The following is a 24,059-nucleotide window of genomic DNA, read 5'->3' on the forward strand; positions in this document are numbered from 1 at the left end:
AATGTATTTATATTCATTACATTACAAGCACGATATCGTTTGTATCAGCAAGCTTGTCAGCAGGGATATAATTGGTCTCAAGTTTCTCACCATTTAATGTGAGGCTCTGGAAACCGCTCTCATGTCCATCAGGATTCTGAACCTTGATTGAGAGCTTCTTACCCCTGAACATCTTCTCGATCTCGAACTCCTTCCAGTCTGATGGGACTGAAGGCGCGATCTTGATTCCGCCAAAGTCTGGTCTCATACCCATGATACCCTCAACGCAGCCAACCATACATGTGGATGCTGTACCTGTGAGCCAATGTACATGAGCGCGACCCTCAAATGGACTTCCAACAGACTCTGTGAACTGTCCATGGCAGTATGGCTCAAGCTTTCTGATCTCTGCCTTATCATTCATGGATGCAGGAGAGCTCTCGTTGAAATACTCAAACGCTCTGTTTCCATGTCCCATGAGCGCCTCGGCAAGTATTATCCAGCCCTGTGGCTGTGAGAATATACCCGCATTCTCCTTTGTTCCTGCATTGAACAGAAGCATGAGCGCTCCGTCAAATGCATGCTCTCTGTATGGTGGGAACATAAGTCTCACACCGTACTCTGTGTTAAGCTCCCTGTGAACAGACTCAAGGGCGATCTCAGACTGCTTTCTTGTGGCAAGTCCGCTTATAACTGCCCATGACTGAGGATTCAGCCACATGCTTGCCTCAGGATCATTCTTTGAACCGATGACCTGTCCGCCTTCCTTGTATCCACGGATGAATCTGTCATCCTCCCAGCACTTCTCCTGAATGGTCTCACCCATCTTGTACTGAATGCTGTTGATGTAATCTATGTACTCTGCATCATCCTTCATCTCAGCAAAATACTTGATAACTGTCATCGCATAGTAGAGCTGCATTGCAACAAATGTTGACTCGCCTCTCTTTCCAAGTCTCAGACAGTCATTCCAGTCTGCCCAGAGTCCTGCCGGCATACCATTATCTCCAAGTCTATTCATGGAGAAATCTATCGCTCTCTTAAGATGCTCATAAACTGTACCCTCATCCTTGTTGGCAAATGGAATAACCTCGTCTATGAAGTCAAGGTTGCCTGACTCAGCAATATACTTATATACAGTTGGGAACAGCCAAAGTGCGTCGTCTGCACGGTATGCAGGATGTCCTGTCTCCTGTACATATGATGGATCATCCGGTGTATCCTCATGACCTGCGTTATGTGTGAACTTTACAAGTGGGAGTCCACCGCCGTTGTCAACCTGTGCTGACAGCATGAATCTGATCTTCTCAAGAGCCATCTCAGGTGCAAGGTGGATAACGCCCTGGATATCCTGAACTGTATCTCTGTATCCATATCCGTTTCTCAGACCACAGTATGAGAACGATGCAGCTCTTGACCATATGAATGTCATGAAACACTGGTATGCATTCCATGTATTTACCATGTTGTTGAATGAATCACTAGGTGTGTGCACCTGGAAGTTGTTGAGCTTTGAATGCCAATACTCGATCAGCTCGTCAAGCTCCTTCTGACATGCTGCGGCAGGATCTGCGTATCCGGCTATGACAGCATTTGCAGCGTCATTGTCCTTCATTCCGACTATGAATGCAAAATCCTTTGACTCGCCCGGAGCAAGTGTGAACTTTGTCTGGAGTCCACCGCAGGCATTGCTGTTGTAGTTGAGCTTGTTGCCAAGATCTCCATTTATAACTCCGATCGGATTGCCGTAGCCGTGATATCTTCCAAGGAACTCCTCCTTGTCACCACAGTATGATGCAACATCACTTCCGGCAAGTGCAAAGAATCTTCTGTTTGCCTTACTTCCATTGATCTCAGCCTTCTCAACATTCTCATTGATGACCTGAAGGATCTTGTTGTTATCCATGAAATATGTTCTGGTTATGAACAGTGTATACTGGAGATTTACCTGATCCTGCTCATAATTGCAGTCATTGGTAAACTCACAGTATCCGATAGCTGAAAGGTTACGAGGCTTATCAGAGTTGTTGGTAACTCTCACCTTCCACACTTCATGTGTCTTGTTAAGTGGAACATAATACAGCACCTCTGACTTGATATCAGAATAATCTGCATACATCTTTGTATATGCCGTTCCATGGTGACATTCACTCTTATACACATCAAGACTCTTGCCTACCGGCTGCCATGATGCTGACCAGTAATCCTTTGTGTCATCATCGCGAAGATATACATATCTTCCAGGCTGATCAAAGCTGTTAAATATGTATCTCAGTATTCTTCCGTTTGCTCCTGACTTCTCAAAGCTGTAGCCTCCTGCGTTGTTGGAGATTATAGCTCCGTATTCCGGTGAACCAAGGTAGTTTGCCCAAGGTGCCGGGGTGTCTGGTCTGTCAATTACATACTCTTTGTTCTGTTCGTCAAAATAACCGTATCTCATATGTTCCCCCTTAAATCTGCATTTATTTTTTAGTTTGTTCATGTATGCCTTTATTTACTACAATGCCCCGGAACCGGCCATATGACAGACCGGCTTCGAGACATCAAATTTACCCTTATAAAAAATATCTTATTATAGTTTAGCTCAGAACTGTTATTTACTGTACATCCTTGAGACTCAGGCTTATTCTTCCTGCTCTCTCGTCGATCTTGATGACCTTAACGTCAACCTCATCACCTACATTTACAACATCCTCAACCTTTGCAACTCTCTTGTCTGAAAGCTTTGAGATGTGGATGAGTCCATCCTTGTTAGGTGCAAGCGATACGATAGCTCCACAGTCGATAACTTTTACAACCTTACCATGGTAGTTCTTGCCAACCTCAAGAGGCTCTACGATCATGTTGATCATCTCGATAGCCTTGTCCATACCTGCCTGCTCTACGCCACAGATAGAGATTCTTCCCTCATCATCGATATCAATCTTAACACCTGTCTCCTCTATGATAGTGTTGATAGTCTTACCTCTCTGTCCGATAACCTCACCGATCTTCTCTGGATCTATCTTGATCTGCTTAATCTTTGGCGCGAACTCATTGACCGTTGGTCTTGGAGCTGCGATGGCCGGCTTCATACATGTCTCCATGATGAAGAGTCTTGCCTCACGTGTTCTTGCGATAGCCTCCTCAACGATAGGTCTTGTAAGTCCGTGAATCTTGATATCCATCTGGATAGCTGTGATACCCTCTGTTGTACCTGTTACCTTGAAGTCCATATCTCCGAAGAAGTCCTCAAGTCCCTGGATATCTGTGAGTACGATGTAATCGTCGTCTGTATCACCTGTTACAAGTCCGCATGAGATTCCGGCAACCATAGCCTTGATAGGAACACCGGCAGCCATGAGTGACATACATGATGAACATGTTGATGCCATTGATGTTGAACCATTTGACTCAAATGTCTCTGATACGGTTCTGATCGCATATGGGAACTCTTCCTCACTTGGAAGTACAGGAAGAAGTGCTCTCTCAGCAAGTGCACCGTGTCCAATCTCTCTACGTCCAGGTCCTCTTGAAACCTTTGTCTCTCCTACTGAGTATGAAGGGAAGTTGTAGTGGTGCATATATCTCTTGGATGTAACGTTCTCGTCAAGTCCGTCAACTCTCTGGATCTCAGAAAGTGGAGCAAGTGTACATACGTTACAGATCTGTGTCTGTCCTCTTGTAAACATAGCTGAGCCGTGGACTCTAGGAATGATGTCAACCTCAGCAGCAAGTGGTCTGATCTGGTTGATAGCTCGTCCATCAGGTCTCTTGTGATCCTTGAGGATCATCTTTCTTACTGTCTTCTTCTGATACTGGTATATAGCGTCTGGAAGGACTGCAAGCCACTCCTCGTTGTCTGCAAATGCCTCCTCAAGCTTCTCTGTGATCTGTCTGATGTTCTCCTCACGAACCTGCTTCTCGTCTGAGAATACAGCCTCCTCCATAGCCTCTGGAGGAACGATCTCCTTAATCGCTGCAAAGAGCTCCTCTGGAACTGCACAGCTTACATATGAATGCTTTGGTTTTCCAACCTCAGCTACTATCTCATTGATAAATGCGATGATGTCCTGGTTGATATCATGAGCCATGTAGATAGCTTCGATCATCTTAGCCTCAGGTACAATATTTGCACCGGCCTCGATCATGATAACCTTCTGTGATGTAGATGCAACTGTGAGCTTCAGATCACCCTCATCCCACTGCTTCTGTGTTGGGTTGATGATGAACTCTCCGTCGATGAGACCTACCTGTGTCATGGCACATGGTCCGTCAAATGGAACGTCTGATATACATGTTGCGATAGATGATCCGAGCATTGCAACCAGCTCCGGTCTGCACTCTGGATCTACTGACATAACAAGGTTGTTGAGTGTTACGTCATTTCTATAATCCTTAGGGAAAAGAGGTCTCATAGGTCTGTCGATTACTCGTGATGTGAGGACAGCGTTCTCTGATGCCTTACCCTCTCTCTTATTGAATCCTCCAGGTATCTTTCCTACTGAATATAACTTCTCCTCATACTCTACTGAAAGTGGGAAGAAATCGATTCCGTCTCTTGGCTTCTCTGAAGCTGTACATGTTGAAAGCACTGTTGTGTCACCGTACTTGATAAATGCAGCACCATTTGCCTGTGCAGCTACTCTGTTGATATCAACAGTGAGCATTCTGCCAGCGATCTCTTTCTGGTATCTCTTGAATTCCTTACTCATCTCAAAATCTCCTTGATTTAATATTTATTTGTATTGTGGAAGACGTCGAAACAACTATAAAAAACACCATGTCTTATAACCTTTTTGCCATCTTTCAGCGATGATCCATGATATTCTTTATAGAAGTCTCGATATGTCATTCCACAATCTTTTAAATTTTATCATACGAATATAAAAAATACAATATCCAAACACCTCTGTTTACACTATTTGATACCATAAAAATGTGTCCGGGCAAATAAAAAGGAATCATGCGTGTACACATGATTCCCATAATTGTTATTGTATTAAGGCTCGAATAGAAATTACTTTCTAAGTCCAAGGCTCTCGATGAGCTTTCTGTATGCCTCGATATCCTTGCTCTTGAGGTATGCAAGAAGGTTTCTTCTCTGACCAACCATCTTAAGAAGACCACGGTTTGAGTGATGATCCTTTGGATTAGCCTTGAAATGTCCGTTGAGATCGTTGATTCTTGCTGTAAGAAGTGCGATCTGAACCTCTGTTGAACCTGTGTCGTTTGCATCCTTGCCGTACTTAGCTACGATTTCCTGCTTCTGCTCTTTTGTTATCATAATAACAATCCTCCTATAAAATAATATACATGACTGACACCGGGCAAAAGGCCTAGAGGTGTCCTCAAACTAAGTGTCAGTTGACCTTGTGTAGGATAACATATGTGTCTGGTTTTGTAAAGAGGAAATTAATCCGCAATTTCATACTGCAAAAATGCATAGTGCAGCCTTGTTCCTTCCGCTATACTTTCCGGAAGCAGCGCCCTTGCAACGAGCTTTGTCTCACCGCCAAGATCATTCTCATCAGCAAGATTTGCGTAATCTCCGTCTATCGATTTTACTATATAATATTTCTCCATTTTCTTGACCACCTTATGTCCGGCTGTGCTTTCAGCCGTGTTCTTTCATTCATTTCATAGATATTTTAATATATAACATATTTCATTACAACCCCGGCCGGTAATATTCCCAGTTTGACATTCACCTTATACGCTTTCACACTTTACAGCATCCCAACTTATTTCTTGTTATCACAAACTTATCTATGCTATAATAGTGCGCGCGGACATTTGCGCTGCAGGATTCTGCAGTTCATTTGCCGAATAGAGAGCGGCAGGTTTCGCCGCATTTGAAAGGAGATATATTATGGCAGGTTCCACCATAGGAAATAAATTTACCATCACCACATGGGGAGAATCCCACGGAAAGGCTCTGGGAGTTGTCGTTGACGGCTGCCCTGCCGGTCTTCCACTGTGTGAGGAAGATATACAGGTATTTCTGGATCGCAGAAAACCCGGATTTTCACAGTTCTCAACGCCTAGAAAGGAATCCGATACCATAGAGATACTGTCAGGAATTTTCGAGGGAAAGACAACCGGAACTCCTATATCCATGATGGTGAGAAATACATCCCAGCGCTCCGGGGATTACGGAGATATCGCCACATATTACAGACCAGGCCACGCAGATTATACATTTGATGAAAAATATGGCTTCAGGGATTACAGAGGCGGCGGCCGTTCATCGGGACGAGAGACCATCGGCAGAGTTGCAGCCGGTGCGATCGCCTCAAAGATACTGAAGGAACTCGGTATCACCATAACTACCTACGTATCTTCCATCGGTGATGTACATATAGACAGGAACAATTTTGACGCTGACTATATACTTAAGAACGACCTCAACATGCCGGACCCGGATGCCTACGAGAAGGCATCAATCCTTCTTCAAGACTGCATGGCGGAGAACGATTCCATAGGCTCTGGTGTTGAATGTATCGTGCATGGAATGCCGGCAGGTATCGGTGAACCGGTATTTGACAAACTGGATGCATGCCTCGCAAAGGCAGTTATGTCCATCGGAGCTGTGAAAGCTGTCGAGATTGGCGACGGCACCGAGGTATCCACTGCAAGAGGCTCATATAACAATGATGCATTTGTCATGAACGGTTATAACGTAGACAAGGAGACCAATCACGCCGGAGGTATTCTCGGCGGAATGAGCGATGGTTCAGACATAATCATCAAGGCGCATTTCAAGCCGACCCCATCCATCGCATCCACACAGAAAACCGTTAACAAGTCCAGGGATAACATAGAGGTCTCGATCAGAGGCCGCCACGATCCTATCATTGGGCCGAGAGCTGTTGTGGTCGTCGAGGCCATGACCGCCCTGACGATCCTTGATCTTATATTTGAGAATATGTCATCCAGAATGGACAAGATAATTGACTTTTATAAGTAATTGTCAAACAAACTGAAAATTGCGACAAACAATAATGCGATAAAATGTAAGTAATAAAAAACAGATGTGATATGATCCAGGGTGATTCCTCAAATCATGCCACATCTGTTTTTTATTTATCTATCTTATTTTTCAATCCATCATTTATTCAGTCCATCATTCTGACCTTGTTGCCTATAAGTCTGGCGCCAAATTCTACTCTTCCACCTTTTTAGGCTTGTTGATGATGTAAAGTCCAATTCCCACTATCAGACCACCGCCGATGATATTACCAAGCGTTACAGGGAGGAGATTTTTACTGAAGAAATGTCCCACTGTGAGCTGGTCACTTATCTGCTGTGCGGTATATCCATAGAGCTCGCATGCCTTGTCCACGTACTTGCTGTTTGATGCAGCCATCAGACCTGCAGGTATATAGTACATATTTGCAACGCAGTGCTCAAAACCCGACACGACGAATACCATTATCGGGAAGAAGCATGCAAACAGCTTTCCAATTATATCCTTAGCCGAAGATGACATGAGAACCGCGATACACACGAGAACATTACACATTATTCCCGACATGAACGCATTGCAAAAATCAAGGCCTGTCTTACCCATAGCCACCTTGATGGTATAAGCGCCAAGGCCGCCTGCTGAATTATCAAACTGACCGCTTCCATATATAAGAGCTGCAGTCACAACTGATCCAAGCATATTGCTGAGATATACAATAACCCAATTCTTGAGCATCTGCACAAGCTTTATCCTACCATCAATAACCGCTGTTATCATCATACAGTTTCCGGTAAACAGCTCTGCACCGATAATCGATAACATCATGAGTCCTACAGGGAATATACATCCTGCAAGAGTCTTCGCAAGTCCGAAATTGTCCACCGTATGCACCGCAAGGTTTGATCCCTCAGCTCCTATCGCAATGAACATTCCTGCAAAGAATCCCATCATAATCATCTTGTACAGCTTGAGATTTGCCTTTCCAACAGCACCCTTGAGATTATTCTCAATGATCTGTGCCGGAACGTAGTAATTGTTTTCCATGATTTAATTGTCTCCTTAGTTTATAAGTTATTTGTTAGGCCCTCGGATATGCCTTTGCATATTCTTCCTTGAGCTTACTCTGCTTATTTGTAAGATATATCTGGGTTGTCGCAATATCCACATGTCCAAGCATCTCTTGAACAGACTTTATATCCGCTCCATTCCCCAACATATGCGAGGCAAATGAATGCCTTATCATATGAGGTGTTATATCCTTATCTATGCCGGCCTTAGCCGCATAATACTTTATTATCTTCCAGAATCCCTGTCTCGTCATAGGTGCACCCTTGCAGTTGAAGAACAGATAATCACTGCCTCCACTCATATCATCGCGCACCTCAGTAATATATCTGCTGAGGGCTCTCTGAGCAACCTCCGCAACCGGAACAGTCCTCACCCTGTCGCCGTCGTGGCACTCAATGAACCCAAGCTTTATGTTGACATCCGTGAGTTTCAATGTCACAAGCTCTGTAACACGTATTCCTGTAGCATACAACAGCTCCAGCATCGCCTTATCCCTGATCTCCTTTGGAGTCTTGTTGGTAGGCTGGTCGAGAAGCTTGTTCACCTCACTTATGGTAAGCGTCTCAGGAACCTTCTTCACGATCTTCGGAGGCTTGATATTCTCCGTTGGATCCTCATTCACAATCCTCTCCCTCATGAGATAGGCATAGAATGACTTTATGGATGCAATGTTACGTGACACCGTAGCCATGGACATCCCCTGTTTCTCCATTTCCAACACATACGAAGTGATATAAGTTTCATTAATATCATCAATCCTCGTTATGCCCTTCTCGTCAAAATACCTGTAGAATTTTATCAGATCTCTCCGATATGATGCAACAGTATTCTCGCTGGATTTTTTTACATTTCTTAAATAATCAACATATCTGTCTATGTATTGTTCCACTAATTTATCCCCTTAGTTATGTAGACTGAATTATATTATAAATATAAATGTAAATAAAATCAAACACTATTTTAACAAGTAAAATCAAGGCTTCACGGCATTTTTAGCAAAAGTACAAAATGCGGTGCGCGATCAAATTATGTATACTAGATATTGACATAATTCTTTTCAAAAATATTTCACATTTTTTAATTCCGACAATGTTTCAGTTGAATTTTCTATGTTTCAAATTATGTGATTGCTTGTTTGGGAGCATTTCTTACCCCAATATGCGTAGATTGCAATTATTGTTTTGGAATCCACTATCCTGCCATCTCTTATCATATTGAGTGCATCATCAAGACCTATCTCCTCGGTCTCTATAAATTCATTCTCGTCCAATGCACATGTTCCTCCGGTAAGTCCCATGCCTATATACACGTAAGTCTGTTCATCACTTGTACCGATAGCCAGAACAGTCCTTGTCACATATTCCACGACCTTCGCAGTAAACCCAGTCTCTTCCCTGAGTTCTCTTCTGGCTGCATCTTCAGGAGCCTCTCCCTCATCGATAAAACCAGCCGGAACCTCGTAGGTTATATCATCAATAGAATTCCTGTACTGTTTTATCAATATGATCGATCCATCGTCTTTCACCGGAAGGATGCACGCTCCCGGATGATGCTTTATCAGATCATATACAACATTTCTGCCGTCAGGCAGTTCAAGATAGTCGTTATATACATCAAACACATGCGCCCTGTAAGCCACTTCAGTTTTTATTTTCTTAAATTTCTCCATTTATCGATCACCTATCTTCCCGTTTTCATAGTTCATCATGCATACAAATTACGAAACATATACACCTCAATTATCTTCAAGCACCGGCTTGATGTTATCTTCATTATATGACAAATCATAAAAAGGGTTTGTAGATCATCTCTACAAACCCTAATTTTTATTTTGCGTAATCTGTCACGCGTGACTCTCTTATAATATTTACCTTAATCTGTCCAGGATACTCAAGCTCGTCTTCGATCTGCTTTGCAATATCTCTAGCCAGCAATACCATATCAGAATCGCTTACATGCTCAGGAACTACCATTACACGAATTTCTCTACCTGCCTGAATAGCAAATGTCTTATCTACACCCTTATGAGAATTAGCAATATCCTCTAACTTCTTAAGTCTTGTAGTATAAGTCTCCAAGGTCTCTCTTCTTGCTCCCGGTCTTGCAGCAGAAATTGTATCTGCAGCCTGTACCAGAAGTGCTATCAATGACTCAGGCTCAACATCACCGTGATGTGATTCTACCGCATTGACAACAAGCGCTGACTCTTTGTACTTTCTACAAAGATCTGCACCGATCTGAACATGTGAACCCTCCATCTCATGATCAAGTGATTTACCTATATCATGGAGTAATCCAGCACGCTTTGCAACCTTGATATCGACACCTATCTCTCCGGCCAACAAACCACACAACTGAGCTACCTCAACAGAGTGCTTCAATGCGTTCTGTCCGTAGCTTGTTCTAAATTTCAACTTTCCAAGAAGTCTTACCAGCTCTGGATGGATTCCGTGAATTCCTACCTCAAGAGTAGCAGCTTCACCTTCCTCGCGCATCATGTTTTCAACTTCCTTCTGCGCTTTCTCAACCATCTCTTCGATTCTGGCTGGATGGATTCTACCATCCACGATGAGTTTCTCAAGTGCAATTCTTGCTACCTCACGTCTTACCGGATCAAAGCTTGATAAGATAACTGCCTCAGGAGTATCGTCTATGATAAGATCTACACCTGTGAGAGTTTCAAGGGTACGAATATTTCTACCCTCTCTACCAATTATCCTACCCTTCATCTCGTCGTTAGGTAACTGAACTAATGAGATCGTTGTCTCTGAGATATGATCAACCGCACATCTCTGTATTGCATTGACAACATACTCCTTCGCCTTCTTGTTCGCTTCTTCTTTAGCTCTGGTTTCTAATTCCTTGACCATAACTGCTGTTTCATGCTTTACTTCATCTTCAACAGTCTTTAATAAGTATTCTTTTGCTTGTTCAGAGGTCAAACCTGAAATTCTTTCAAGTTCCTGTAAACGTTTCGCCTGTAACTCTTCAACCTTAGCCTTCTGCTTGTCCAGTGCGCTTTCCTTGTTAGCTAAACTAGCTTCCTTCTTCTCAACTGCCTCAGTCTTCTTATCAAGATTCTCTTCACGTGCAAGAATTCTCTTCTCCATACGTGAAAGTTCTCCACGTCTGTCCTTTACTTCCTTTTCAAGGTCATTACGTGTCTTAAGGGAATCTTCCTTTGCCTCAAGCAGTATCTCGCGCTTCTTAGCCTCGGCGGTCTTCTGAGCTTCGTCAATAATCTCTCTTGCCTGTGACTCTGCTCTTCCTATCTTGGTCTCTACTATGTTCTTGCGATATGCAATAGCGATAAACCATGTAGCAACAAGCAGTGCAACTACAACAACAGCGATTATTCCCCATACTATTGGTGAATTCACAGGAGCACCTCCTTATTAAGTTTTCATTGTACAAGAATACAACTATTTAAGTTTAATATTTTTAAGATGTTATGTCAAGTAATATCAGAGACAATATTTCGTATACACTCAGAAACCTTACGCCTGTCAAAACCCTTGCTGTACATGTATGCATAGACTTTATCACGCTTTTCAGTCAGTTCTTCCACAGTGTATTTTTTTTGTAAAATGTGTGTTATCCTGTCGCTTTCGTCTGATATGTCTGAGTCTTCCACAGCCAGATCGATAATATCCTGGCCTATATGCTTTGCCTGCAATTCAAATCGTATGACACGAATGCCTTTTTTAGCGGAGTTTCTGCGTATATATCCACATGCATACCTGTAATCATCTATATATCCATACGACTTCAGTTTGTCGATGGTCTGATCCACGATCTCTTCGTCGTAATACAGATCCTTAAGCTTCTGCCTGATATCGTATTCACACTTGTCCGAAAATTTTATGGAGTTCACAGCCTTGTTCATGGCACGTTTGAACAGATAGTCCCGTCTGAATTCCTCAAGTTTACTCCATTCTATCTCACCGTCACAGGCAAGATGTAATCTTCGTATATCCGATGCATAGACCGATGAAAAAGGCTCATAGTCCACAAACAGACAAAACCTTTTATCATCGATCTTCCTGATATCAGTGACAGTTGCGATCCTACTCATCTGCTCCATCATCTACAGTGTTCTCGGCAGACTCTCCGGCAACACCAACCGCCTCTCTTACCTTCTGCTCTATCTCATCACAGATAGCTGTATTGTTCTCAAGATATGCCTTCGCATTCTCTCTTCCCTGACCTATCTTATTGCCGTTGTATGCGTACCATGCACCGGACTTATCCACTATGTCGTTCGCAACAGCAAGATCAAGAATATCTCCAACCTTAGATATACCCTTGCCGAACACGATATCGAACTCAGCCTCCTTGAATGGAGGAGCCACCTTGTTCTTAACTATCTTAACTCTTGTTCTGTTACCTACGATCTCACCGCCCTGTCTGAGCGTATCAATTCTTCTTACGTCAAGTCTTACGGAAGCATAGAACTTAAGTGCACGACCACCTGTTGTAACCTCAGGGTTACCGAACACAACTCCAACCTTCTCTCTAAGCTGATTGATAAATATGACAACACAGTTGGTCTTGCTGACAACAGCAGTGAGCTTTCTGAGCGCCTGTGACATAAGTCTGGCATGAAGTCCCATATGCGAATCGCCCATCTCTCCGTCTATCTCTGCCTTTGGTACAAGTGCAGCAACAGAGTCCACGATAACGACATCAACCGCTCCCGATCTGACCATGGTCTCTGTGATCTCAAGCGCCTGCTCTCCGCAGTCAGGCTGTGATATGTAAAGATTGTCTATATCTACACCTATGTTCTTGGCATATGTCGGATCAAGTGCATGCTCGGCATCTATAAAGCCTGCGATTCCGCCTCTCTTCTGTATCTCAGCAACAATGTGAAGTGCTACCGTCGTCTTACCACTCGACTCAGGTCCGAACACCTCTATGATTCTTCCTCTAGGCACACCGCCAAGTCCAAGTGCTATATCAAGGCTGAGGGATCCTGTAGGGATCACATCTATATTCATATTCGCATTGGAATCGCCAAGCTTCATCACCGAACCCTTACCATACTGCTTCTCTATCTGTGCTATAGCGGCATCCAATGCCTTTCTCTTATCATCAATATTTACATTACCGGAATTATTCGCCATTGTATCTTCCTCCTAAACATATGTTCGATTATCTTTTAATATAGTATTAGATTATTGCCACTTTGTCAACCATAAATTGGCTGCCTTCACTTAATTAATCAATATCTGTCTGGTATGTGGGGATCATCGGCATCAGAACAATGCCGCATCTTGAATTTTTCACTTAACATCTTTATGCCCGTCATTATAACACACTTTACAGCCATTAATTATTAAGATAGAATAAACTTTACCGACAAAGGCATTATAAATCGTGACAGGTTATAAAACACGCATTTCAAGGAGGAGCCATGAGCACAGTAGGCATAGTTTGCGAATACAATCCATTTCACAAGGGACACGAATATCAGATACAGCAGGCGAAGCTTCTAACTGGTGCCGAACATGTCATATGCTTTATGAGCGGCAATTTTCTTCAGAGAGGCGTTCCTGCCATAGCAGATAAGCACACAAGAACCGAGATCGCTTTGAGATGCGGTGTAGACGCTGTGTTCGAGATTCCATTTGTATACGCATCATCAAGTGCCAGAGACTATGCACATGCCGCAGTCTGCATGATGAACGCTCTTGATGGCATAGACTATATCTCATTCGGCGCAGAATGTGATGACATTGATCTTCTGCAAAAAATTGCCGAACTCACCGTCAATGAACCGCCACAGGTATCGGAATCCATAAGAAAATCCGTATCTTCGGGCATCTCATATGGATCAGCCAGAGCAGCCGCCATCTCCGAGTATCTGCAGAACCAGAACCTTACCGGTTATACCAGCGCTGATCTTGACCGTATCCTGGCAAGCCCGAACAACATTCTGGCCATAGAGTATATTGCTACTCTTATACAGACAGACTCCAGGATCAAAACTGTCCCGATCAGAAGGATCTTATCAGAATACAACAGCACTGCCACCGACAACGACATCTGTTCGGCCTCAGCCATACGTGAGCTACTCCGGTCAAGTGATGTTGAAAGCTTAAGGCGCCACATTCCTGACAGTTGCTACAACATCCTGCAAAACGCGTACAGAAAGTCATTTCCGATGTTCGACGACGACCTGTCTCATCTCCTGTCAGCACGAAGGATACTTGCTCCGTGCACGGATGACATCGTTGACATGGATAGAGATCTCTGCAACCGTCTCTCCAGGCTTGACACAAATCTATCCTTTACTGAGACCGCAACAGCACTTAAATGCAGGAATTATACTCTCACGCACATTCAGAGAGGTCTGCTGCACACCATCACAGACCTGAGATGTGATGACTATTCCCATTTTAAAGAAAACGGCTGGATAGCCTACATCAAGCTTCTTGGACTAAAAAAAGATGCAGGTGCCGTGATAAAAAGCATGAAAAAGGCTTCGCAGGTACCGATCATAACCCGTTCAGCCGAGATATACAAAAATACAGATTCCACAGGTCTGTCCATGTTCTCATACGACATAAAAGCCGCAGACATATACAGAAACATGGTATACAACAAATACAAAATCAGTATAAAGACCGATTTTGAACAACCTGTCATAGTTATATGACATATTCTTATTTATCATATTTGCTCTATAAAATGAATACAATTGGCATATGAAGAACGTATGTTATATAATTCTAACAGCTTCAATTATAATATTTGCATGTTTAAATTCAGACATCATCAGATCCGGATGCACCCAGGGGTTACAGCTATGGTACTCATCCATTGTGCCTATTCTGCTCCCCTTTATGCTGCTGACCGGTGTTATAACCAGCTTTCTCAGATCGATACAGGTATCAAAATGCTGCGCATATGCGATCATCTTTATAATAGGCCTGCTATGCGGTTTTCCCACAGGCACGATCATCATAGCTTTCTTTTACCGAAAGAGGATCATCTCTGAAAACGTATGTCAGAGCCTACTCCCGATGTGCAACAATATAAGTCCGATGTTTCTTTACAATTACATATACAGGGATCATTTGATGGAATATATATCGTTTGCACGGCTGATCGAGGCTGTATATCTTCCACAGATCATTTATACTGTAATAGCGCTTACTCTGTCATATATGTCATCCCACCGCTCCAGCACTTCCACGGAGCTGCTTACTGCCGCAACAGTCCAGGTATCATCAGACAACCAGAGCCCCAATTCAGGGAATCCAGAAAATACGTATTCTGACATAATAAGCAGCTCGGTACACAATATAACTGTGATCGGTGTGTACATGGTCATATTTGCCATTGCAGGAAATCTTATGTGCAGATACTTTTCAGGCGATGCTTGCACCATCATATCCGCATATCTGGAGATAGGCAGCGGTGTTCCAATATTATACGGCATGGATATTTCCACAAAAATAAAGACAGCCCTCATTCTCTCACTCACTGCCTTTGGAGGGCTATCAGCCTTGTTCCAAAGCCGTGATATGATAAGAATATCCGGGCTGTCATTCATAAAATACACAACAGGGAAAACAGTATGTGCCTTCCTGTGTTTCATTTTCTATATGATGTTTCTGTAAATACATCCTGTATCATCTGGCGTGATTACTCGTCGAGGAACTCCTCATCATCCTCATCCTCGTCGTCATATTCATCATCATCCTCGTCATCATAATCCTCATCGTCAGAGTCGTCTGATGAATACTCTGTCTTGCCGTATACATTGTAATCTGTGTTGTCATCATCAGCAAATGCTGAATCGTCAGCACTTGGCTGTACCTGCTCAGGAACGCCATTGATCTGAGCTATGCTTGAATCAAGCTCTGCCATATTGTCAGCAACTCTTGCCGCATTGTCCTCAAGAGACTTAATGAGATTCTCATAGTTTGCTCTCTCTGCCTGAAGTGTTGCATTTATATACTGGCTGATCTCTGTGAGCTTGTCCTTTGAATAGTACATAGAACCTGCTCTGACTTCCCTGGCATCTGCATTCGCCTCAGCGATGATCTGTTCAGCCTGACTTCTCGCCATGTCTGTTATCTCATTCGCTCTGATGTTGGCAAGCTCAACTATCTGGCTCTGATCAACCAGTCTGTTTGCCTCTGCAACAGACTCTGTGATGATAGAATCAGCTCTCGCTCTTGCATCTGCAAGTATAGCCTCCTTGTTTCTCATGATCTTCTTACATCTCTCTATCTCATTAGGCAGCTTGAGCTTGAGTTCGCCCACCATCTGCTCCAGATCTTCCTTTGGTACAATAATCTTACTGGATGACAATGGCTGATACTTACAATTGTCAATAAATATCTCTATCTCACTGATCATCTCTTCAATACCTTTTCTTGCCATGTTTTTCTCCTCCTAATAATCTATCCAAAAATTCTTCCTTCGTCTGTCAGTCTCTGTCTGTCGAATATCGGTCTCTCAATGTATCCCTGATCTCCTCCGGGATAAAATCATGTACATCCACACCAAAGCTCGCATATTCCTTGACCACGCTTGAGCTAAGGTACGAATACTCAATACTGGTTGCAAGAAAAACCGTGTCAATATCCGGGGCAACTTTCCTGTTGCTCTGGGCAATCTGTAATTCATACTCAAAATCCGACACAGCCCGAAGGCCTCTCACTATGACCTTCACGTCGTTCTGTCTTGCAAAATCCACCAGCAGTCCTCCAAAACCCATAACTTTCACGTTCGGGATATCTGAGACTACATTCTTTAACATATTAACACGTTCTTCCAAAGAAAACAATGGAGATTTTGCGGTATTATTGAGCACCCCGACTATAAGCTCATCAAACATTTCCGCAGATCTCTTAATTATATCCAGGTGGCCAAGTGTCACCGGATCAAAACTTCCCGGATAAATAGCTCTACTCATCTTCCAGTCTCCTATATATAAATGTATGTTTATTGGTCTTATATTTCTTCGTCTTATAAAGCTCCAGTCCCAGATCATCAAGATAATCAAAATCCGTGTCAAGATCCGACTCCACAATGACCATTGTGTCATCATCCATCAGAGGTGAACCTGCAAGCCTTTCAAGCACAGCCTTTTCCAAAAGCTTTCCATATGGAGGATCCATAAATATTACATCGAATGCCTTCCCCTGTCTCCCCAGCATCCCCACTGCCTGAACAGCATCCGCTGACAATACCTGCGCCCTGTCGGCAAGCTTTGTAAACGCAAGGTTTTTATTGATACACTCCACTGCCTTTCTGCTGTTCTCAACAAATACTGCCATGTCTGCCCCACGGCTGAGCGCCTCTATTCCAATAGCTCCACTTCCGCTGAACACATCAAGGAACCGACATCCCGGAATATCATTTGAGAGCATATTAAACAAGGTTTCTTTTATCCTGTCCGTTGTCGGTCTGGTATCCATCGAATCAACCGTCACCAACTTCAGACTTCTTGCACTACCGGCAATAACCCTCATATTAATCTCCTATCTATATGTACTGTTTATTGTAAACGTTCTCCGCCAGACATTCTTATACCATGCCTTCTGCGAAATTACAAGAAGAGCTTCCAATCTTCACTCTATTTTCCCATTATTCTGTCTCTCACGTATTTTCCGGTATCCGACAGATCTCCATCGGAAAAGCTGCCCGTGGCTGTTGAATCAGACTTTATAAGTGCCGATGTCTCATTCTTGTTACACAGACTCCATGATGAATAGCTGAGATTATTCTCGTTTATAAGCTCGAACCACTCGTCAGATGAATCGTAATCAATACCTCCATTGCCCGATGCATCGCACAGGCTGAACTCACTCACAAATACAGGAAGTCCGTTGTCCAGAGCCGTCTTAACCTTATTTCTCAGGTCATCCTTGTGGGTAGCCGCATAAAAATGCACTGCGTACATGATGTTGTCATAACCGGTTATCGGATCCTGTGACGCAATATCGACATCCTGGCTCCAGTTTGGAGTTCCCACGATTATCAGAGCATCTTTGTCGTTTGCCCTGATGACCGGTATTATAGTCTCGGCATACGACTTGACACTGCTCCACTGGGTTCCACCATTCGGCTCGTTGCAGATCTCATATATGACATTCTCCTGTGCCGCATATTTCTTAGATACCTTGTCAAAGAATTCTTTTGCATCATCTATATGATTATTCGGATCACTGTCGCTTAGTATGTGCCAGTCAACTATGACATACATGCCAAGCTCAGTCGCTGCACTAACTCCTTTGTCGACAAGAGCAAGTATCTCGTCCTTATCTCCGCCACTGCAGTATCCGTAGCTGTCTCCTGTATCCGTATACATCGCAAGTCTTATAAGATTTGCACCCCAGTCATCCCGCAGAGTCTCAAAGGCTTCCTTATTCACATAATCAGGGAACCATGTGATTCCATGGGTGCTGACACCCTTAAGCTGATATTTGTCTCCATTCATGTCCACTATATCCGTTCCTTTTACCGAAAGTTTTCCATGTGTTTCAAATGGGATCTCTCCCGGAACATTTGTATTGTTTTTCTTCTCAATGGCAGCGGATTCTGTATTTTTCCCGCCTCCGCTTGTTTCATTGCTGTCGGTCTTCTCAGGCGCTGATGCTACCATCTTAAGACCATCTCCGCTGTACTGTGTGTCATTTACATACAGCACGTATTTCTCAACGGCGAGGTCATCTGAAGAAAAATTATATCCGAGGTTGATACTGCCCTTAGCCGGTATCTCCTGGGTGTAATCCACGGCCTTTATTGACACTGTTTTGCCTGATATCTTGTACTCTCCGCCCCATATCTGATCTACAGCCGGAGTTCCCTTATATGTAATCTCAAGCTTCCAATCCTTTGCAGACGCAGATGTGTTGTTATATATGTTGATGCTCTCTGTAGCACACTTTTTGCCATCTGCCTCCCACGTGGTATCATGTCCTATCTCAGCATAGAAATCGCCTGCAATATCCAGGGATTGGTCATCCTGTTTTTCTGACGACTCAGTTGTATCGCCCGTATTGTCAGCACTTTTCACTTCTTCTGTGCCTGCAGAAGTCTCCTGCAGCGTTTCTTTCTTAACGGAATCACCTTTCTTTCCCGAAGCGATCACATATCCCATAACCGCTATAATTATCAGCAAAATGCCAATAATTATTCCCATAACTATCGTTTTCTTATTTTTCATGGTATACCCCCTTTTTTTATTTATAATACAGGCATAGTGTACAGCCTGTCATCCCCTTTGTTTATCAGTTTCGCATCTATCTCCTGTCCATAGCGGTCGTATACGTCCTGCGCCGCCCTAAGCATGTCAGCATGATTGTATATATCCCCAACCTTGAACATCAGCTCCCCGCTCTGTCTTATTCCAAAGAAATCGCCCGGGCCCCTCATCTTGAGATCCTCACCGGCTATATAGAAGCCGTCATTTGACTTCTCCAGAACATTCAGTCTCTCCATAGTATCCTTATCCTTTTTTCCGCTCATGAAAATACAGTACGACTGGAGATTTCCTCTTCCTACACGTCCCCTGAGCTGATGGAGCTGCGCAAGGCCAAAACGCTCTGCATTCTCCACCATCATAACTGTGGCATTTGGATTGTTTATTCCAACCTCTATGACCGTAGTTGAGACAAGAATGCTTATCTTACCATCCGCAAAGTCCTGGAGTATCCTGTTCTTTTCCTCCGCCTTCATCTTACCGTGCAAACATACCACCGAAGTGTCAGCGCCATATCCATCCCTGATGGACTTCTTCAGATCCTCCGTATACTCGGTCACATTTGCAACATCGTCCAGAACTTCGCTGGCCTCCACCATCGGGCAGACTATATATATCTGATGCCCCTGTGAGACCTCCTTCATGATAAAGCCGAGAGCCGTCTTCCTATAGCTCTCATCCACAACGCAGTTCTTGATCGGGATTCTTCCCGCCGGGAGCTCATCTATAACTGAAATGTCAAGATCGCCATACATGATGATCGCAAGGGTTCTCGGAATAGGTGTGGCACTCATAACAAGCGTGTGCGGAGCTTCTCCCTTTGACGCAAGTCTCTCGCGCTGCTTTACACCGAATCTGTGCTGCTCATCAGTTACAACGAGCGCCAGTCTTCCATACTCCACCTTGTCCTGTATGAGGGCATGTGTTCCGACCACAACCTGCACATCCATATTCTTGATGCGGCTGTACATCTCTCTTTTCTCTTTCGCTGTCATGGAACCCGTCAGGAGTCCCACAGATATTCCGTATGGCTCAAACAGCGAACTGAGCTCCTTGTAATGTTGAACCGCCAGAACCTCAGTCGGTGCCATGATCACTCCCTGATAGCCACTTGCAGCCACTGCGTATAATCCGGCTGCTGCAACTATGGTTTTTCCTGATCCGACATCCCCCTGAACCAGCCTGTTCATGACATGTTCAGAGCGCATATCGTCAAGCATATCACGCACCGCATTCATCTGCGCCCCGGTAAGCCTGAACCTCAAGTTCTCAATAAACGTCCTGACCTCCTCATCACAGTTTATTATACATGTATTTTCTGCATACACATTGTCGTCTTTTATCCTGTGAAGGTTTGATATAAAGCTGTAAAATTCATCAAATGCCATCCTCTTCACAGCCCCCTTGAGCTTCTGCTCATCCTGAGGAAAATGAATCGAGTGGATAGCCTTTTGTATACCCATAATATGGTACTCATCAAGCACATTGTCATGCAGGTAATCCTCAAGCCTGTCTATGGCTTCCTCTGCGCCTCTCACAGCCTTCTGTATGGTCTTTGAGGTTATACCGGGCGTTACCGTGTACACCGGCTGCCAAACATGCGTAAGTTCGCCATATTTATCATCAGTGTAGTATTCCGGCTGCGTCATGGTCATCATACCGCCCTTATAAGCCACATTTCCTACAAACACAAACTCCTGACCTATATGAAAGAAATTACGCAAAAAAGGACAATTAAACCAGGTAAGTTTAATTGTCCCAGAGAAATCCTTTGCATACAATATTACTATGGTCAGTCCATGTACTTTTCTGACCTCCGCACGGCTGTTCACAACAGCCCTCACGGACTGCCTGCTTCCCGCCTGCAGATCTGATATATCCACCGGATCCTCATAGGTGACATATGTCCTGGGGTAATTGAGAAGCAGATCGTTCACCGTCTCTATCCCAAGCCGGGCAAATGCCGACGCAGTCTTGTCACCTATGCCTTTTATTGTCTTTATGGAGTCATTCAATTCCATACATACACCTCTTCACAACGGATCTCACAGATACACAGAAAGTTATTCCACAGATACTATATAATAGTATATCGGCTGTCCGCCATAGTAGCACTGCACATCAACGTCCGGATATGCCTCCTCCACTCTGCCAGCAAGCTTCTGCGCATCCTCCTCAGACACATCAGCACCATTATATATGCTTATAACCTCTGAATCCTCATCGACCGCATCTGCGATCAGTTCAAATGTTACATTCTCTATATCATTTCCAACACTGACAAGCCCCTTATCGCCGATACCCATGATATCGCCCTCCTTGATGGCCTTTCCATCGATCGAGGTATCTCTTACGGAATAAGTTACCTGTCCGCTTTTGACATTCTTGACAGCCGACTTCATGGCAGATCTGTTCTCGTCCACATCGACTGTACTGTCGAATGCGATCATGGCGCTTATGCCCTGAGGAGCATTCGCGGTTGGAATCACAATTATATTCTTATCTTCACACAGAGTTGCAGCCTGATTAGCCGCAAGAACAACATTCTTATTGTTCGGAAGTATAAATATATTCTCGGCATTCACATCATCGATCGCATTGAGCATATCCTCAGTGCTTGGATTCATGGTCTGTCCGCCTTCTATAACACGGTCTGCTCCAAGCTCTTCAAAAAGAGTCTTGAGACCATCACCCATGGATACCGTAATAAATCCATACTTCTTACGAGGCTCCTTATGCTCCTGCTTTCTGTGCTGTCTCTCTTCCTCCTGCTTCTCGGCCTCATCGCGCTCTGCCTGACCGATAACACGCTCATGATGCTCTATCCTCATGTTGTCTATCTTCATATTAGTAAGGTATCCAAGTGTAAGACCCTTTTCAAATGCCTGACCAGGATGGTTGGTATGCACATGTATCTTAACTATATCATCAAGAGATACACATACTATCGAGTCACCTATAGACTCGAGGAAGCTCTTCAGATCATCCTCCTCAGCCTCGCCATATGGCTTCTCAAGATTGATAATAAACTCTGTACAATATCCAAACTTTATATCCGCTGTGGATATGGAATCGTTGCCTGCGCCTGTGGATGTTCTTGCCACATTCACTGTTCCTGTGTTCTTGCTGAGTTCAACTGTAACTCTGCCCATGAGACAGTCGACAGCACCCTTGAGCACCACCATGAGTCCCTGTCCACCTGAATCGACCACGCCGGCTTCCTTCAGAACCGGAAGCATCTCAGGAGTGGAATCAAGAACGGCATCTCCATATTCAATAACCTCGTCACAGAACTGTGCAAGGGACATATCTGCATCAGCACACTCCCTTGCCTTGGACGCCACGCCCTTGGCAACTGTGAGAATCGTTCCCTCCTTAGGCTTCATGACAGCCTTATATGCAGTCTCCACAGCCTTCTGAAAAGCGTCTGCTATAACGTGAACATCTATGGTCCTTGCGTCCTGCACTTTCTTGCTGAAGCCTCTCAAAAGCTGTGACAAAATTACACCTGAGTTACCTCTGGCGCCTCTGAGCGAACCTGTGGACATGGCCTTTGCTATGGACTTCATATCATCAGGTGCCGCCTCAACCTCCTTCACTGCAGACAGGATTGTCAGCGTCATATTGGTTCCTGTATCTCCGTCAGGCACAGGGAACACATTAAGTTCATTGATATATTCCTTGTTCTTATCAAGATTATTGGCACCGGCAATAAATGCTTTCTTCAGTGCAAGCGCATCAATCGTATTACTCACTTTACTCTATCCTCCAAACTAATCAAGTACTTTAACATCTTCAACATAGACATTGATATGGCTGACCTTAAACGACGTAAAATCCTCTACCTTGTACTTTACCGACTGCATAAGATTGTCTGTGACAGCCTTTATACTAACGCCATAAGCAACAACTATGTGCAGCTCAATAACTATATCACCATTCTCATCAAAACGCACATTTACACCCTTAGAAACATTGTCTCTGCGGAGCTGCTTTACAATTCCGTCCTTGACACTGACTATTCCCATTCCTACTATTCCAAAACAGTCAAGGGCTGTAAGTCCTGCAACCTGTGCAACAACACTCTCATCTATACTTACTTTACCGTTATCGCTATTAATATATTCCTTCATACACGACTCCTTTCTAACAAAGTCACCAGTGTTCATCATATCTACCGACTTATAAACACAATTACTCATCAATTATAGCATAAATCTAATTTTATTCTATAGTATTTCTTCATTTCCAATAAAAAATAAATATTTTGCTTGCATATGGAAAAATAATCTGCTATTATATGTCTTGTTGTGAACTTAGGAAGAAAGTTAGTTTATTCATTGAAGGAGGTGCTATTATGGCAAAATGTTCAATTTGTGATAAAGGTGCTCATTTCGGTATCAAAGTGAGCCACTCTCATAGAAGAGCAAACAAGATGTGGAAGTCAAATGTTAAGGCTGTTAAGGCTGTAGTTGATGGTACACCAAAGAAGATCTATGTTTGTACATCTTGCTTAAGATCTGGTAAGGTCGAGCGTGCATAATATTTGCATAATATCACCGATTCAGTTCTGGTATAAATAAGAGTGATGATCCTCAAGGATCATCACTCTTATTTTTTTATCTGCAGGAGAATATATAAGATAACAGCAATAATATAACGATTATGAGAAATTCCACAAATCCACTTATGAAATATCCTATAACCACTCCCACCGCTGTGAAGAAAAACGCAAATCCTGTGAATTTTTTCCAGATAAAAAATCACCACCATAATGATTTATTATCATTATATGTGGTGACTTTTTAATAATGCATTTCCCAACGCACTGAATCTTAC

At 43.5% G+C, this 24,059-nt stretch carries 21 protein-coding genes; 3 read left to right on the forward strand and 18 right to left on the reverse strand.

What is annotated here, in order from left to right; all coding sequences use genetic code 11:
• Window positions 1-16: 16 nt before the first annotated feature.
• The 4 genes from DWW60_RS01705 to DWW60_RS01720 form a co-directional block, all read right to left on the reverse strand.
• Window positions 17-2,419: a GH36-type glycosyl hydrolase domain-containing protein gene (locus DWW60_RS01705; RefSeq protein ID WP_117874240.1), complete on the reverse strand. Its 2,403-nt coding sequence runs from the start codon at window positions 2,417-2,419 to the stop codon at window positions 17-19.
• A gap of 157 nt (window positions 2,420-2,576) precedes the next feature.
• Window positions 2,577-4,673 carry a polyribonucleotide nucleotidyltransferase gene (locus DWW60_RS01710; RefSeq protein WP_022216529.1) on the reverse strand — a complete coding sequence of 699 codons (2,097 nt, stop codon included), beginning with the start codon at window positions 4,671-4,673 and terminating at the stop codon, window positions 2,577-2,579.
• Window positions 4,674-4,978: 305 nt separating this feature from the next.
• Window positions 4,979-5,245 carry a 30S ribosomal protein S15 gene (rpsO, locus tag DWW60_RS01715; protein WP_004851136.1) on the reverse strand — a complete coding sequence of 89 codons (267 nt, stop codon included), beginning with the start codon at window positions 5,243-5,245 and terminating at the stop codon, window positions 4,979-4,981.
• A gap of 128 nt (window positions 5,246-5,373) precedes the next feature.
• Window positions 5,374-5,544 carry a chorismate--pyruvate lyase gene (locus tag DWW60_RS01720; RefSeq protein ID WP_117549008.1) on the reverse strand — a complete coding sequence of 57 codons (171 nt, stop codon included), beginning with the start codon at window positions 5,542-5,544 and terminating at the stop codon, window positions 5,374-5,376.
• 286 nt (window positions 5,545-5,830) lie between these two features.
• On the opposite strand from DWW60_RS01720, the gene aroC reads away from it, so the two are divergent.
• Window positions 5,831-6,928 carry a chorismate synthase gene (gene aroC, locus DWW60_RS01725; RefSeq protein ID WP_022216531.1) on the forward strand — a complete coding sequence of 366 codons (1,098 nt, stop codon included), beginning with the start codon at window positions 5,831-5,833 and terminating at the stop codon, window positions 6,926-6,928.
• A gap of 195 nt (window positions 6,929-7,123) precedes the next feature.
• On the opposite strand, the gene DWW60_RS01730 is transcribed toward aroC, so the two are convergent.
• From DWW60_RS01730 to recA, 6 genes are all read right to left on the reverse strand, one after another.
• Complete coding sequence (locus DWW60_RS01730) at window positions 7,124-7,972, reverse strand: formate/nitrite transporter family protein (RefSeq protein WP_055222574.1); 849 nt, start codon at window positions 7,970-7,972, stop codon at window positions 7,124-7,126.
• Between the two features lie 34 nt (window positions 7,973-8,006).
• The gene (xerD, locus tag DWW60_RS01735) at window positions 8,007-8,885 is read right to left on the reverse strand and encodes a site-specific tyrosine recombinase XerD (protein ID WP_117549009.1); all 879 of its coding nucleotides are present in this window, start codon (window positions 8,883-8,885) and stop codon (window positions 8,007-8,009) included.
• Between the two features lie 225 nt (window positions 8,886-9,110).
• Window positions 9,111-9,665, reverse strand: a complete 555-nt coding sequence (locus DWW60_RS01740; RefSeq protein ID WP_117874241.1) for an NUDIX hydrolase — start codon at window positions 9,663-9,665, stop codon at window positions 9,111-9,113.
• A 157-nt stretch (window positions 9,666-9,822) separates the two neighbouring features.
• Window positions 9,823-11,376, reverse strand: coding sequence for a ribonuclease Y (rny, locus tag DWW60_RS01745; RefSeq protein WP_022216535.1), 1,554 nt, complete (start codon window positions 11,374-11,376; stop codon window positions 9,823-9,825).
• 74 nt (window positions 11,377-11,450) lie between these two features.
• Window positions 11,451-12,071, reverse strand: coding sequence for a regulatory protein RecX (locus DWW60_RS01750; protein ID WP_117549446.1), 621 nt, complete (start codon window positions 12,069-12,071; stop codon window positions 11,451-11,453).
• A complete protein-coding gene (gene recA / locus DWW60_RS01755) occupies window positions 12,064-13,122 on the reverse strand; it encodes a recombinase RecA (RefSeq protein WP_022216537.1) in 1,059 nt (352 codons plus the stop codon). The genes DWW60_RS01750 and recA overlap by 8 nt, the downstream gene beginning before the upstream one ends.
• Before the next feature lie 290 nt (window positions 13,123-13,412).
• Here recA and DWW60_RS01760 point away from each other — a divergent pair, with 290 nt between their 5' ends.
• Window positions 13,413-14,657 (forward strand): tRNA(Met) cytidine acetate ligase, encoded by a 1,245-nt coding sequence (locus DWW60_RS01760; RefSeq protein ID WP_117874242.1) that lies wholly within the window; start codon window positions 13,413-13,415, stop codon window positions 14,655-14,657.
• A 480-nt stretch (window positions 14,658-15,137) separates the two neighbouring features.
• Here DWW60_RS01760 and DWW60_RS13360 read toward each other — a convergent pair whose 3' ends face one another.
• The 8 genes from DWW60_RS13360 to DWW60_RS01805 form a co-directional block, all read right to left on the reverse strand.
• On the reverse strand, window positions 15,138-15,443 hold the full coding sequence (locus DWW60_RS13360) for a hypothetical protein (protein ID WP_147341842.1): 306 nt from the start codon (window positions 15,441-15,443) through the stop codon (window positions 15,138-15,140).
• A 206-nt stretch (window positions 15,444-15,649) separates the two neighbouring features.
• Window positions 15,650-16,393, reverse strand: coding sequence for a hypothetical protein (locus DWW60_RS01775; protein WP_117549013.1), 744 nt, complete (start codon window positions 16,391-16,393; stop codon window positions 15,650-15,652).
• A 46-nt stretch (window positions 16,394-16,439) separates the two neighbouring features.
• Entirely contained in the window at window positions 16,440-16,928 is a 489-nt protein-coding gene (gene coaD, locus DWW60_RS01780) for a pantetheine-phosphate adenylyltransferase (RefSeq protein ID WP_117549014.1), read from the reverse strand.
• A complete protein-coding gene (gene rsmD / locus DWW60_RS01785) occupies window positions 16,921-17,487 on the reverse strand; it encodes a 16S rRNA (guanine(966)-N(2))-methyltransferase RsmD (protein ID WP_117874244.1) in 567 nt (188 codons plus the stop codon). The genes coaD and rsmD overlap by 8 nt, the downstream gene beginning before the upstream one ends.
• 104 nt (window positions 17,488-17,591) lie before the next feature.
• Entirely contained in the window at window positions 17,592-19,184 is a 1,593-nt protein-coding gene (locus tag DWW60_RS01790; protein WP_117874245.1) for a cellulase family glycosylhydrolase, read from the reverse strand.
• Between the two features lie 20 nt (window positions 19,185-19,204).
• Window positions 19,205-21,241 (reverse strand): ATP-dependent DNA helicase RecG, encoded by a 2,037-nt coding sequence (gene recG, locus DWW60_RS01795; RefSeq protein WP_117874246.1) that lies wholly within the window; start codon window positions 21,239-21,241, stop codon window positions 19,205-19,207.
• Window positions 21,242-21,283: 42 nt separating this feature from the next.
• Window positions 21,284-22,975, reverse strand: a complete 1,692-nt coding sequence (locus tag DWW60_RS01800) for a DAK2 domain-containing protein (RefSeq protein ID WP_055144575.1) — start codon at window positions 22,973-22,975, stop codon at window positions 21,284-21,286.
• A gap of 18 nt (window positions 22,976-22,993) precedes the next feature.
• Window positions 22,994-23,353 (reverse strand): Asp23/Gls24 family envelope stress response protein, encoded by a 360-nt coding sequence (locus DWW60_RS01805; RefSeq protein WP_015534873.1) that lies wholly within the window; start codon window positions 23,351-23,353, stop codon window positions 22,994-22,996.
• Window positions 23,354-23,577: 224 nt separating this feature from the next.
• Between DWW60_RS01805 and rpmB the strand changes: the two genes are divergently transcribed.
• A complete protein-coding gene (rpmB, locus tag DWW60_RS01810; protein WP_022059057.1) occupies window positions 23,578-23,763 on the forward strand; it encodes a 50S ribosomal protein L28 in 186 nt (61 codons plus the stop codon).
• The last annotated feature ends 296 nt before the right edge of the window (window positions 23,764-24,059 follow it).

It is taken from the genome of Coprococcus sp. AF16-22, from assembly GCF_003461545.1.
Taxonomy (GTDB): Bacteria; Bacillota; Clostridia; order Lachnospirales; family Lachnospiraceae; genus Coprococcus; species Coprococcus aceti.